Origin of the sequence: Pseudomonas sp. Pse35, from assembly GCF_024519715.1 — a bacterium.
GTDB lineage: Bacteria > Pseudomonadota > Gammaproteobacteria > Pseudomonadales > Pseudomonadaceae > Aquipseudomonas > Aquipseudomonas paracarnis.
Genome location: NZ_JALJRP010000009.1, coordinates 112116 through 124677, shown reverse-complemented (window position 1 = coordinate 124677; position 12562 = coordinate 112116). Strand labels below are relative to the sequence as shown.

The 12562-nt window shown below is 63.0% G+C and carries 11 protein-coding genes; 6 read left to right on the top strand and 5 right to left on the bottom strand.

Features of this window, described 5'->3' with window-relative positions; all coding sequences use genetic code 11:
* Window positions 1-84 precede the first annotated feature (84 nt).
* The 3 genes from OC445_RS10845 (at window position 85) to OC445_RS10835 (ending at window position 3862) form a co-directional block, all read left to right on the top strand.
* Window positions 85-261: a hypothetical protein gene (locus tag OC445_RS10845; RefSeq protein WP_164692207.1), complete on the top strand. Its 177-nt coding sequence runs from the start codon at window positions 85-87 to the stop codon at window positions 259-261.
* A 72-nt stretch (window positions 262-333) separates the two neighbouring features.
* The gene (locus OC445_RS10840) at window positions 334-2499 is read left to right on the top strand and encodes a mechanosensitive ion channel family protein (protein ID WP_034126128.1); all 2166 of its coding nucleotides are present in this window, start codon (window positions 334-336) and stop codon (window positions 2497-2499) included.
* 16 nt (window positions 2500-2515) lie between these two features.
* Window positions 2516-3862 carry an amidohydrolase gene (locus OC445_RS10835; RefSeq protein WP_105227541.1) on the top strand — a complete coding sequence of 449 codons (1347 nt, stop codon included), beginning with the start codon at window positions 2516-2518 and terminating at the stop codon, window positions 3860-3862.
* 111 nt (window positions 3863-3973) lie between these two features.
* Here the strand turns inward: OC445_RS10835 and OC445_RS10830 are convergent, their stop codons facing one another.
* The 5 genes from OC445_RS10830 to OC445_RS10805 form a co-directional block, all read right to left on the bottom strand.
* Complete coding sequence (locus OC445_RS10830; protein ID WP_003192847.1) at window positions 3974-4198, bottom strand: MbtH family protein; 225 nt, start codon at window positions 4196-4198, stop codon at window positions 3974-3976.
* Between the two features lie 82 nt (window positions 4199-4280).
* The gene (locus OC445_RS10825) at window positions 4281-5681 is read right to left on the bottom strand and encodes an aspartate aminotransferase family protein (RefSeq protein WP_262020152.1); all 1401 of its coding nucleotides are present in this window, start codon (window positions 5679-5681) and stop codon (window positions 4281-4283) included.
* A 274-nt stretch (window positions 5682-5955) separates the two neighbouring features.
* Window positions 5956-6723, bottom strand: a complete 768-nt coding sequence (locus OC445_RS10815; protein ID WP_054896342.1) for an N-acetylmuramoyl-L-alanine amidase — start codon at window positions 6721-6723, stop codon at window positions 5956-5958.
* A 123-nt stretch (window positions 6724-6846) separates the two neighbouring features.
* A complete protein-coding gene (locus OC445_RS10810) occupies window positions 6847-8166 on the bottom strand; it encodes an ATP-binding protein (RefSeq protein WP_198790830.1) in 1320 nt (439 codons plus the stop codon).
* Window positions 8166-8846 carry a response regulator gene (locus OC445_RS10805; RefSeq protein WP_014719307.1) on the bottom strand — a complete coding sequence of 227 codons (681 nt, stop codon included), beginning with the start codon at window positions 8844-8846 and terminating at the stop codon, window positions 8166-8168. The genes OC445_RS10810 and OC445_RS10805 overlap by 1 nt, the downstream gene beginning before the upstream one ends.
* 175 nt (window positions 8847-9021) lie before the next feature.
* On the opposite strand from OC445_RS10805, the gene dsbD reads away from it, so the two are divergent.
* Genes dsbD through dsbG form a run of 3 tightly spaced genes read left to right on the top strand, consistent with a single transcriptional unit; the run spans window position 9022 to window position 12331 of the window.
* A complete protein-coding gene (gene dsbD, locus OC445_RS10800; protein ID WP_198790831.1) occupies window positions 9022-10749 on the top strand; it encodes a protein-disulfide reductase DsbD in 1728 nt (575 codons plus the stop codon).
* Window positions 10749-11594, top strand: coding sequence for a TlpA disulfide reductase family protein (locus OC445_RS10795; protein ID WP_034126122.1), 846 nt, complete (start codon window positions 10749-10751; stop codon window positions 11592-11594). Before dsbD ends, OC445_RS10795 begins: the two co-directional genes overlap by 1 nt.
* Window positions 11570-12331, top strand: a complete 762-nt coding sequence (gene dsbG, locus OC445_RS10790) for a thiol:disulfide interchange protein DsbG (RefSeq protein ID WP_054896344.1) — start codon at window positions 11570-11572, stop codon at window positions 12329-12331. The genes OC445_RS10795 and dsbG overlap by 25 nt, the downstream gene beginning before the upstream one ends.
* Window positions 12332-12562 lie beyond the last annotated feature (231 nt).

The following is a 12562-nucleotide window of genomic DNA, read 5'->3' as shown; positions in this document are numbered from 1 at the left end:
GCTATCTGACTCACATCAACTGCACTTCTGCCAATCCGGCCTAGACTTGTCAGAACTTCCAGTCCGACAAGGCCGCCCCTCGCCATGATCTCAATGTCCTCATTCCACGCCATGCTGATCCCCATCGTGATCGGTATGATCATGCTCGCGGTCGGCTTCAACTTTCGCGACAAGCCTCTGGGCGTGTTTGGCATGTGGATCGGCATGCTGTTGATCCTCGGCACCGTGCTCTACAAGATCCTCGCCAAACTGGCGCAGTGACAAATGCGCTCGCATTGGGCATAGCGGCCTCGTACACTCGGTCAATTCGTCGTTTTCAAGGTTGACCGCCTCGTGTTCTCCCGTCTGTTTGCCCTGCCCTGCTACCTGCTGATCGCCCTGCTCACGCTGCTGCCAGTGATGCCCGCCCAAGCCGTGGGCTTGCCGGGGATGCTGGGCGGCTCCAGCAAGACCCAACCCCAGGCGGAAGTGCCCCTGGGGCAGTCGCTGGACGAAGTGATCAAAACCCTGGAAAACGACCAGCAACGCACCCAGTTGCTCAGCGACCTGAAAAAACTGCGCGCCGCCACGCAAAAGGCCCAGCCCGCCGCCGAACTCGGGGTACTCGGGTTGATCGGCAGTACGCTGTCGGGCTTTGAGCAGCAGTTTTCCGGCGCCGACAGCCCGCTGGGGCGCTGGTCCAATGAAGTCGACCTGGCCAAGGATGAACTGGCCGCCCTGATGTTGCCGGCCAGCGAATGGCTGCCGATCATCTTCGGTTTTGCCGTGATCCTGGCCGTATGGAGCCTGCTGGCCGCTGCGCTGATCTGGCTCAGCCATCGGGTGCGCGAGCGTTTCGGCCTGCCCGAAGAGCTGCCGCAGCACCCGCGCACCTGGGACATGCTGCGCTTTGCCCTGCGCAAGCTGGGCCCCTGGCTGATCGCTTTGGTGATTACGGTTTACCTCAGTTACGCCCTGCCTTCCTCCCTGGGCAAATCCCTGGCCATGGTGCTGGCCTATGCCTTGGTGGTCGGCACCTGTTTCTCGGCAATCTGCGTGATTGCCTTCTCCGTACTCGACGGCCCGCACCGCCACCGCGCCTTGTATATCCTGCGCCACCAGGCGTTCCGCCCGCTGTGGTGGATCGGCAGTTTTGCCGCCTTCGGCGAAGCCTTGAGCGACCCGCGCCTGGTTGCCGCGCTCGGCCAGCATCTGGCCCACACCGCCGCGACCGTGGCCAATGTCATGGCGGCGTTGTCCACCGGGGTGTTTATCCTGCGTTTCCGCCGGCCCATCGCGCACCTGATTCGCAACCAGCCGCTGTCGCGCCGACTGACCCGCCGCGCCCTCACCGATACTCTGTCGATCATCGGCACCTTCTGGTACATCCCGGCTCTTCTGCTGGTGGGCATCTCACTGTTCGCCACCTTCCTGTCGGCCGGCGACACCAGCACCGCCCTGCGCCAGTCGTTGCTGTGCACGGTGCTGCTGGTGTTGTGCATGGTGATCAACGGCCTGGTGCGCCGCCACGCTCTCAAGCCGCAACGCGGGCACAAACGCCACGCGCTGTACTCCGAACGCCTCAAAGGCTTTGTCTACACCCTGGTGCACCTGGTGGTGTGGCTGGTATTCATCGAACTGGGGCTGCGGGTCTGGGGCCTGTCGATGATTCGCTTTACCGAAGGTGAAGGTCATGAAATAGCCGTAAAGCTGTTCGGCCTCGGTGGGACCTTGTTGTTTGCCTGGCTGATCTGGATCCTCAGCGACACCGCGATTCACCACGCACTGACCCGTTCGCGCAAAGGCCTGGCCAACGCGCGTGCGCAAACCATGATGCCGCTGATCCGCAACGTGCTGTTCGTGACCATCTTCATCATCGCCGCCATCGTGGCCTTGGCGAACATGGGTATGAACGTCACGCCCCTGCTGGCCGGTGCGGGCGTGATCGGTATCGCCATCGGCTTTGGTGCGCAATCGCTAGTAGCCGACTTGATCACCGGCTTGTTCATCATCATCGAAGACTCCCTGGCCATCGACGACTACGTGGACGTCGGCGGCCACCTCGGTACCGTAGAGGGCCTGACCATCCGTACCGTGCGCCTGCGCGATATCGACGGCATCGTGCACACCATCCCGTTCAGCGAAATCAAGAGCATCAAGAACTACTCCCGCGAGTTCGGCTACGCCATCTTCCGGGTGGCGATCCCTTACAACATGGAAATCGACGACGCGATCAAACTGATGCGCGAGGTCGGCCATGCCATGCGCAACGACCCGCTGCAACGCCGCAATATCTGGTCGCCGCTGGAGATCCAGGGCGTGGAAAGCTTCGAGTCCGGCAGCGCGATCCTGCGCGCACGCTTCAAGACCGCGCCGATCAAGCAGTGGGAAGTGTCGCGGGCATTCAACCTGTCGCTCAAGCGGCACCTGGATGAAGCTGGGCTGGACCTGGCGACACCGCGCTTGAGCGTGCAGGTGCAGACTGCCGGCAGCGTGCAGGAGAAAGATCCACAACAATAAGCAAGGAGAGGTTGGTATGCGAATGAACGGTCTGACACACCAATGGGTTTTGGGTCTGCTCGGCGCGGTCGCGAGCAGTGCAGTGATCGCCGCCAGCAGCGGCCAGGACAGTGCCCGGGAAACCATTGCCGCCCAGGCAAAAATCCTCGAACCCAGCCTGTTGGAAACCCGCCGCGATATCCACGCCCATCCGGAACTGGGCAATACCGAAACCCGCACCGCCGAGTTGGTCGCCAAACAGTTGCGCGAACTCGGCCTTGAGGTGAAGACCGGGGTGGCCCGCACTGGCGTCGTCGCCATCTTGAAAGGCGCCCTGCCCGGCCCGACCGTGGCCCTGCGCGCAGACATGGATGCGCTGCCGGTCAAGGAAGTGGCCGACCTGCCCTTCGCCTCCAAAGCCAAGGGCACCTACCTGGGCAAAGAAGTCGACGTGATGCACGCCTGCGGCCACGACGCCCATACCGCTATCCTGCTGAGCACTGCGAAGATTCTCACCGGGATGCGCGAGCGCCTGCCCGGCACCGTGGTGTTTTATTTCCAACCGGCCGAAGAAGGCCCCAGCGACTTTATCCCCGACGGCAAGAACACCTGGGGTGCGAAGATGATGGTGCAGGAAGGCGTGATGAAAGCGCCCAAGCCCGATGCGGTATTTGGCCTGCATGTGTGGGCCGGTGTGCCTGCCGGGCAAATCGCCTACCGCCCGGGCCCAACCCTGGCCAGCTCCGATGACCTGCGCATCAGGATCCTCGGCAAACAGACCCACGCCGGCCGCCCCTGGGACGGTATCGACCCGATCACCGTTGGCGCTCAAACCATTGTCGGCCTGCAGACCGTGGTCAGCCGCCGTACCGATATTTCGTCATTCCCCTCTGTGGTGAGCATCGGCACCATCAACGGTGGCACCCGCTATAACATCATCCCCGAGTCGGTGGACATGAGCGGCACCATTCGCTCCTACGACTACGGTATCCGCCAGAAGCTGCATGCAGACGTGCGTCAAACCGTAGAGAAAATCGCCGAAAGCGGTGGCGCCAAGGCCGAAGTGACGATCATCGAGAAGTACGACCCCACCATCAACAACCCGGCGCTGACCGAGAAAATGCTGCCGAGCCTGCGCTGGGCGGCTCAGGATGATGTGGTGCAAGGCCCGTTGGTGGGTGGCGCCGAAGACTTCTCGTTCTATGCCAAGGAGGCGCCGGGGCTGTTTGTCTTCCTGGGAGTGACCCCAAGGGATCAGGACATGAGCAAGGCGGCGCCGAATCACAACCCAGGGTTCTTTGTGGATGAGTCGGCGTTGGTGGTGGGCGTGAGGACGCTGGCGTCGTTGGCGACGGATTACCTCTATACCCACACATCACTGTAATGCTTGATGTGGAGGGGGCTTGCCCCCGACAGCTGTGTGTCAGCTAAACATTGGCTGGCTGATACACCGCAATCGGGGGCAAGCCCCCTCCCACATTTGAACCCAGGTGAATCAGTTGGCGAGGGCCGCGCCATCCATTTTCTGGCGCAGGCTCAACGGCCGCATGTCGGTCCACACTTCCTCGATATACGCCAGGCATTCCTTCTTCATGCCACTCTTGCCCACGGTGCGCCAGCCTTCCGGCACGGCCTTGTAGTCGGGCCAGATCGAATACTGTTCTTCATGGTTGACCACTACCTGAAAGAGGATGTCGTCGCGGTCAAATACTGAGGTCATTGCTGTTCTCCGTCGCTCAAAGGCTGGCTGCGCACCACGCGCAGCACCGATATCTGTAGAAACGTACCAAGGGCCTGGAAAATTACAGGCTGGCCACGGCCGCCGCCAAGGCACGCCCGAAAATCTCAGCCACCTGGTCGACTTCGCCAGCGGTGATCACCAGCGGTGGCAGGAAACGCACCACACTGCCATGGCGCCCGCCCAGTTCCAGGATCAGCCCGCGCTTGAGGCATTCGCGCTGCACCAGCGGCGCCAACTGGCGATGCACCGGTGGGTGGCCCTGACTATCAGGCGTGCCAGTCGGGTCTACCAGCTCCACCCCCAGCATCAGCCCACGCCCACGGATATCCCCCAGGTGCGGGAAGTCGCGCTGCAGGATGCGCAGGTGTTCGCCCAGGCGCTCGCCCATGGTCGCCGCATGGCCTGCCAGGTCGTGATCCTTGAGGTAGCGCATCACCGCCGAGCCCGCCGCCATCGCCATCTGGTTGCCGCGGAACGTCCCGGCATGGGCGCCCGGCAGCCAGGTGTCGAGCCAGTCGCGATACACCACCACCGCCAACGGCAGGCTGCCGCCAATCGCCTTGGACATGACCACCACGTCCGGAATGATGCCGGCGTGTTCGAAGGCAAACATTTTGCCGGTACGCCCAAAACCGCTCTGGATCTCATCGACGATCAGCGCCACCCCCGCTTGCGCGGTGATACGGTGCAGGCCACGCAGCCAGTCGAGGTCCGCCGGGATTACGCCGCCCTCACCCTGGACCACTTCGACAATCACCGCCGCTGGCAACAGCACGCCGGCTTCCGGGTCGTTGAGCAGGTTTTCCAGGTAATGCAGGTTGACCCGCACACCTTCGGCGCCACCCAGCCCAAACGGGCAACGGTAGTCATACGGGAATGGCAGGAATTGCACGCCATTGCCGAGCAAGGCGCCCAAGGGTTTCTTTGGCCCCAGGCTGCCCATCAAACTCAGCGCGCCCTGGCTCATGCCGTGATAGCCGCCCTGGAACGACAGCACGGTGCTGCGCCCGGTAGCAGTGCGCACCAGCTTCAACGCGGCTTCCACCGCATCAGTGCCGGTGGGGCCGCAGAACTGGATTTTCGCTTCTCGCGCCAGTTCCGACGGGAGCAAACCGAACAGGTCCTGCACGAATTGATCCTTGACCGGCGTGGTCAGGTCCAGGGTATGCAGGGGCAGTTCGTCGCTCAGCACTTGCTGGATGGCCTGGATCACCACCGGGTGGTTATGCCCCAGCGCCAGGGTTCCGGCGCCGGCCAGGCAGTCGATAAACCGCCGCCCCTCCACGTCCTCCACGTAAATGCCCTTGGCGCGTTTGAGTGCCAGGGGGATGCGCCGTGGGTAGCTGCGGGCGTTGGATTCCTGCTGGCGCTGGCGGGCCAGCAGCGGGCTTTCGTCAAACTGATAGAGCGTTTCCGCGGCCTGCACCGGGGCGTCTTCGATACGGCTGGTAGCGACTGACATCTGTGGATCCCTCAATACGCTGATGATCGTGACCAAACTGCCGATCCGTTGGCGTCTGGCCCAAGGGCATGCGCACGGATTTCCTGTTGTGGAGACGCTTCAGCGTGAAAAGGATTTAGGGGACGAGGGTTGTTAACTGATGAATGAAGATCCAATTGTAGGAGCGAGCTTGCTCGCGAAAAACTCCCCGGCGCCGCGTTTATCCAGAAAGCCCGCGGTATCGTTGACGTTTTTCGCGAGCAAGCTCGCTCCTACATTTGAACAGTGCTCGGTATTAAATCCCGCGGTACTTTTCGTTCAGGGCATACAAGATCGCGCACGTCTCTGCATCCAGGAATCCACAATAATCCCGTGGCCGAAAGTGCATCTGGAACGCCCGGGTGCGCTGTTCAAAGGCCCGGCGATTCTGCGCGGGCTTGTAGCCATAACGCTGAAACGCCCGCTCCACTTCGACCTCCGGCGGCAAGCCGAGACAAAAGCGGCGCTGGTACATCGCCCGGCTCGATTCATCAAACCAGGCCCCGATGCCGGCCTCATGCAGCACACGCCAGGGCAACCGAGGCCCAGGGTCGCTCTTTCGCCAGTAGGCCACGTCCGAATGCCCGAGCCAGTCAGTGGGGCCCACCTGTGGATAGCGCTCCAGCAGGTCGCGAAGCAATTCAATCAGTAGGTCAATCTGTGCCGGTGCGTACTCCGGAAAGGTAAAGACCCCCGCTTCATCCCGCGCCAGGTTGACGATTTCAATGCCCACCGAGCGGCTGTTGAGATCGGCCTTCCCCGCCCAATAGCTCACGCCTGCGTGCCAGGCGCGCTGGTCCTCGTCCACCAGGCGAAACACCCGCAGCTCTTCATAACCGGCAGCGCGGTAGCTGGGTTCAGCGGGGTCGGGCAGCAGATAGTGGGCGCTGACGCCATCTTGGGTGAGGGTGCGTAGCGAGGAAGCAAAGGGCGCGGCCGTGTAGTGCACAAGCACCTGCTGCACGGATTCGCCGCGGCGGTCGTTGAAATCCCTGGCGGGGAAACTGGTGTCGATCACCAACATAAGAACAGTCCTTTTCAATTCAGGCCGACTCATTCGGCCCGTTCAAGCGCAAAAAAATTACCGCCATCCTGAAGGCTTGAGCCTCAGGCGGGCGGTAATTATTTGCCACGTGAATAGGACTGCTCAGCGCCGCAACGGCATGCCCAGATCGACCCGCATACCATCGGGCTGGCTGTCGAAGTGCAACGAGCAGGAACAGCGCTGCACGATCGCCTGGACAATCGCCAGGCCCAGGCCACAGCCTTCGCTGCTGCCATTGCGCCAGAAGCGTTGGGTGAGGTATTGCAGGTCTTCGCTGGAGATCTGCTGGCCATGGTCACGCACGCGGAACACCACGTTATCCGGGGTAGAAAACACCTGCAGTTCCACGCGGGTATCGGCGGGGGTATGGCGCAAGGCGTTGTCCAGCAGGTTACGCAAGGCCGCGACGGCAAGACCCACAGGCATTGCCACTGGAACAGGGGAAAGATCCGGCGCCAGGATCAGATCAATGCGTGAATTGTCGCCGGCGTTGGCATCCTGGATCGCCAACCGGGCGACTTCCTCGGCACTGGACTGCAGGCCATCGTCAAACGACAGGCTGCCCTCCACCCGCGCCAGCAACAACAGTTGCTCCAGGGTGCGATGCAAGCGATCGGCGCCCTCCTCGGCGTGCGCCAGGGACTGGTCGCGGGCCGTGCCCTCGGTCATGCGCGCGACTTGCAGGTGGGTCTTGATCGCGGTCAACGGGCTGCGCAGTTCATGGGCGGCGTCACCGGTCAGGCGACGTTCGCGCTCGATGGTCTTGGCGATGCGCTGCAGCAGTTGGTTCTGGGTGTCGAGCAACGGCTTGAGTTCACTGGGCAGAGGGTGAATCTGCAGAGGCTCGAGGGAGTCGACACTGCGCCGCATCAGGGCATCCCGCATACGGTTGAGCGGCACCAGGCTCTGGCCAATGCCCAGCCACAGCAGGCACAGGCAGCCCAGCAATGCCACGCCGACCGGCACCGACGCCGCCAGCAGGATCGACAGGTTGAGGGCTTCACGCTCCACCTGGCGGTCGGCGGTGGTGATCAGCAAGTCGCCACGGGACAGGGTAAAGCTGCGCCAGCCCACGCCGTCGATGATCTGGTCGCGAAAACCGCTGCGGCGCGACTCCAGCCCTTCCTCCGGCGTGGTATGGCTGCGCGCCAGGATCTCGCCGCGCAACGAACTGACCTGGCAGGCCATGCCGCCCGGCACATTCAGTTGTTCGGTACGCAAATGCGCGCCACCGCTGACGCTGGCCAGGCCCGGCATCTGCTCGGTGAGCCCGGCTACCATGCGCGCCGAAGCCACCAGGCGCTGGTCGAGGGAAAACATCATCTGGTTGCGCAAATCGTTGAGCATCCAGGCGGCCGCCAGCACCCAGATCAGTACAAAAGCGGCGCCCAGCTTGAACGTCAGGCGCAGACGCAAGCTCATCACGGAGTGTTTTCTCCCCCATCAGCCGTGCCCAGGCGATAGCCCAGCCCCCTGACGGTTTCGACGATGCCATTGCCCAACTTGCGCCGCAGGTGGTGGATATGCACGTTGAGGGCGTTGCTTTCCAGTTCGTCGCTGAAGCCGTAGACGCTGTCCTTGAGCTGTTCGCTGGACAGTACGCGGCCCTTGTTGTGCAACAGTGCCTGCAACAACGCCTGTTCACGCCGGGACAGATCCACCGGCTGGCCGCCGAGGAAGGTCTCGCGGCTGCTGGGGTCGTAGGCCAGGCGCCCATGTTCAATCAGGTTGACGCTGCGCCCCGCCACGCGGCGTAACAGGGTTTGCAGGCGAGCGGCGAGTTCACGCAAGTCGAAGGGCTTGAGCAGGTAATCGTCGGCGCCGGCTTGCAGGCCGTCGACGCGGTTGGTCACCGAGTCCCGCGCGGTGAGGATCAGCACCGGAATGTCCAACCCCTGGCTGCGCTGTTGTTGCAGCAGCTTGAGGCCGTCTTCGTCGGGCAGGCCAAGGTCGAGCACCATGATGTCGAAGGCCGCGGCCTTGAGCATCGCCCGCGCCGCCGAGGCCGTGGCCACGCGCTCCACGGTAAAGCCCTGGGCGGTCAGGCCGGCCACGATGCCACTGGCGATCAGTTCGTCGTCTTCACAGACCAGTACGTGCATGGTTAACCCTTCATAAAAGATGGCGCGATTAGAAAAGCCACGGATTAAGCGCGCATTATGCCGCTAAAGTTCGCAACACCGGATAATCCCTACGCTCTAGAATAGCGGCGGTTAATCATCGGTTAATCAACGCCACACATTGTGTGCCTCACTTGCATCGAACTAAGGCTTGACCATGCGGCATCTGTTTACCTTTCTGCTGGTGTTGTTCGCGGGATTCGCCCAGGCAGCGCCGGGCAGCCCCTTCGAAACCAAACCCGACTTCCTCCCGGTAGGCAAAGCCTTCGCCTTTACCTCCGAACGTCTTGAAAGCGGCGAAACCCAGCTGTTTTGGCAGATTGCCGACGGTTACTACCTGTACCAGCAGCGCATGAAGTTCGACGGCCTGGCCGAAAAACCCGTGCTGCCCGAGGGTGAAGCCCATAGCGACGAGTTCTTTGGTGAACAACAGGTGTATCGCCAGGGCCTGGAAGTGAAGATCCCCGCTGGCACCACCGGCCAGGTCAAGCTCGGCTGGCAGGGCTGCGCCGATGCGGGCCTGTGCTATCCGCCGCAATCGATCACCGTGGACATGGGCGGCAACCCGGCCGTCGCCGCGACCGCGCAAGCCCAGGATCAAAGCCTGGCCAGCGGCCTGCAGCAGCGCAGCCTGGGGTGGAGCCTGCTGGTGTTCTTCGGCCTGGGCCTGCTGTTGGCGTTTGCGCCCTGCTCGTTGCCGATGCTGCCGATCCTCGCTGGCCTGGTGGTCGGTAGCGGCGCCAGCCCGCGTCGCGGCTTTGCCCTGGCCGGCAGCTACGTGGTGTGCATGGCGCTGGTGTATGCCGCCCTGGGGGTGATGGCCGCATTGCTCGGCGCCAACCTGGCGGCGTTGCTGCAAACCCCGTGGATCCTCGGCAGCTTTGCGGCGTTGTTCGTGCTGCTCGCCCTGCCGATGTTCGGCTTCTTTGAACTGCAACTGCCCGCCTTCCTGCGCGACCGCCTCGATAACGTCAGCCGCCAGCAAAGCGGTGGCAGCCTGGTGGGTGCCGGTGTGCTCGGCGCATTGTCCGGCCTGCTGGTGGGGCCGTGCATGACCGCGCCCCTGGCCGGCGCCCTGTTGTATATCGCTCAAAGCGGCAATGCGCTGCACGGAGGCCTGATCCTGTTCGCCATGGGCATCGGTATCGGCATCCCGCTGTTGCTGCTGGTGACTGTGGGCAACCGCTTCCTGCCCAAGCCGGGCACCTGGATGAACGTGCTCAAGGGCATCTTCGGCTTCCTGTTCCTGGGCACCGCGGTGCTGATGATTCGCCCGGTGGTCGGCGACAGCCTGTGGATCGGCCTGTGGGGCGCCTTGGCGCTGGTGATGGCGTACTGTGGCTGGGCGCTGGCCCGTGAGTCCGGCCTGGCGGCCAAGGTATTCGGCGCTGGTTCCCTGGTGCTGGGTCTGTGGGGCGCGGTGCTGGTGGTGGGGGCGGCCGGTGGCAGCGATGAGCTGTGGCAACCCTTGAAGGTCTACAGCGGCTCAAAGGTCGCCGGTGCACCGAGCGCCCACGATGCCTTCACCACGATCAACGCCCCGGCCGTGCTGCAAAGCCAGCTCGACAGCGCCAAGGCCCAGGGCCAATGGGTGCTGCTGGACTACTACGCCGACTGGTGCGTGTCGTGCAAGATCATGGAGAAACAGGTGTTCGGCAAACCCGAGGTGATGGACGCGCTCAAAGACGTGCGCCTGTTACGCCTGGACGTCACCGCCGACAACGCGGCCAGCCGCGAGCTGCTGGGCCGCTACAAAGTGCCAGGGCCACCGAGCTTCGTGTGGATCGGCCCGGACGGTGAAGAACGCCGCGCCCAACGCATCACCGGCGAAGTAGACGCCGCTGCCTTCCTGCAACGCTGGACCCAGACGCGGGACGCTCTCTGATGCTGACCCTCACCATCGGCACCTTCGCCATCGCCCTGAATCACCTGCTGCTGATCAGCGCGCTGATTCTCGCCACCCTGGTGGGCTGGCGCGTGGCCAAGCGCGGCGGCGAAAACCCGGAGTCGGTGCTGTTCAGCCTGTTTCTGCTGGGCCTGCTCGCCGCCCGCGTCAGCTTTGTGCTGATGTACTGGAGTTATTACAGCCACGACTGGGTGGAGATGGTCGACCTGCGTGACGGCGGCTTTCTCGCCTGGCCCGGGATCATCGCGCTGATCCTCGGCGCGCTGGTCTACGGCTGGCGTCGCCCTGCCCTGCGCAAGCCGCTCAGCGCCGGGGTGATCACCGGCCTGGTGTTCTGGGGCATGACCAGCCTGTCCCTCAGTCTGTACGAAAAAGGCACGCGCCTGCCGGATATCACCCTGCGCAATGCCAATGGCGAGGTGGTGCAACTGGCGGATTATCAAGGCGGCCCGTTGGTGATCAACCTCTGGGCCACCTGGTGCCCGCCGTGCCGACGCGAAATGCCGGTGCTGGAAAACGCCCAGCGCATGCGCCCCGATGTGACCTTCCTGTTCGTCAACCAGGCCGAAAGCATGCAAAGCGTCAGCACTTACCTGGCCACCCAGGGCCTGAACCTCGACAACGTGCTGTTCGACGCCAGCGGCCGCCTCGGCCAGGCCGTGGGTTCCATGGCCTTGCCGACTACGTTGTTCTACCAAGCCGATGGGCGCCTGATCAACAGCCACCTGGGCGAACTCTCCGAAGCCAGCCTGGCCCGTGCCATGGAACCCTTCGACAACACCACGACAAGGAAACCGACATGCCTCGCCTCCGCCACCTGCTGACCCTGCTGCCTTTGACGCTAGCCGCTACGCTGGCCCAGGCCGAAGACCTGCCGGCCCCGATCAAACAGATCGAAGCCAAAGGTGCCAAGATCATCGGCAAATTCGATGCCCCCAGCGGCCTCACCGGCTACGCCGCCCAGTACCAGAACCGTGGCATGGCCCTGTACCTGACCGCCGACGGCAAGCACGTGATCGCGGGCAACCTGTACGACGCCCAAGGCAATGACCTGAGCACCGCGCCCCTGGAAAAACTGGTGTACGCGCCGATGGCCAAGGAAGTCTGGGCCAAGATGGAAAACAGCAGCTGGATCCAGGATGGCGATAAAGACGCCCCGCGCACCGTCTACCTGTTCAGCGACCCCAACTGCCCGTACTGCAACATGTTCTGGGAACAGGCCCGCCCGTGGGTGAAGGCCGGCAAGGTGCAGTTGCGCCACATCATGGTCGGCATCATCCGCGAAGACAGCCCAGGCAAATCCGCCGCCCTGCTCGCCGCCAAAGACCCGCAAAAAGCCCTGCAAGAACACGAAGCCGCCGGCAAGGGCAGCAAGCTCAAGGCGCTGGAAAAGATCCCGGCCGAGGTCGAGGCCAAGCTTGATGCCAATATGAAGCTGATGGATGAACTGGAGTTGTCGGCGACGCCGGCGATCTTCTATCTGGATGACAAGGGTGGGTTGCAGCAGCAGCAAGGGGCGCCTTCGCCGGATAAGTTAGTGAAAATTCTCGGGCCAAAATAAGCGCCGCCCTCGCGGGCGCCATCGCAGGCAAGCCAGCGATGAGCATAGGTATCTACACAACTTCGGCACGACGCTAAATCTGTGGCGAGGGAGCTTGCTCCCGTGACGGCCTGGCAGCCGACACAGATATAACTGATGCCCCGCGATCCAATGTGCGAGCTGGCTTGCCTGCGATGAGCATAGGTATCTACACAACTTTGTGGGTTGTAACAGCAGACGGTAACCACGATG

What these genes read in the sequence shown, in the direction of transcription:
- OC445_RS10845 (WP_164692207.1), top strand. Translation starts at nt 85, where the DNA reads ATGATCTCAATGTCCTCATTCCACGCCATGCTGATCCCCATCGTGATC.
- OC445_RS10835 (WP_105227541.1), top strand. Translation starts at nt 2,516, where the DNA reads ATGCGAATGAACGGTCTGACACACCAATGGGTTTTGGGTCTGCTCGGC.
- OC445_RS10830 (WP_003192847.1), bottom strand. Translation starts at nt 4,198, where the DNA reads ATGACCTCAGTATTTGACCGCGACGACATCCTCTTTCAGGTAGTGGTC.
- OC445_RS10825 (WP_262020152.1), bottom strand. Translation starts at nt 5,681, where the DNA reads ATGTCAGTCGCTACCAGCCGTATCGAAGACGCCCCGGTGCAGGCCGCG.
- OC445_RS10815 (WP_054896342.1), bottom strand. Translation starts at nt 6,723, where the DNA reads ATGTTGGTGATCGACACCAGTTTCCCCGCCAGGGATTTCAACGACCGC.
- OC445_RS10810 (WP_198790830.1), bottom strand. Translation starts at nt 8,166, where the DNA reads ATGAGCTTGCGTCTGCGCCTGACGTTCAAGCTGGGCGCCGCTTTTGTA.
- OC445_RS10805 (WP_014719307.1), bottom strand. Translation starts at nt 8,846, where the DNA reads ATGCACGTACTGGTCTGTGAAGACGACGAACTGATCGCCAGTGGCATC.
- dsbD (WP_198790831.1), top strand. Translation starts at nt 9,022, where the DNA reads ATGCGGCATCTGTTTACCTTTCTGCTGGTGTTGTTCGCGGGATTCGCC.
- OC445_RS10795 (WP_034126122.1), top strand. Translation starts at nt 10,749, where the DNA reads ATGCTGACCCTCACCATCGGCACCTTCGCCATCGCCCTGAATCACCTG.
- dsbG (WP_054896344.1), top strand. Translation starts at nt 11,570, where the DNA reads ATGCCTCGCCTCCGCCACCTGCTGACCCTGCTGCCTTTGACGCTAGCC.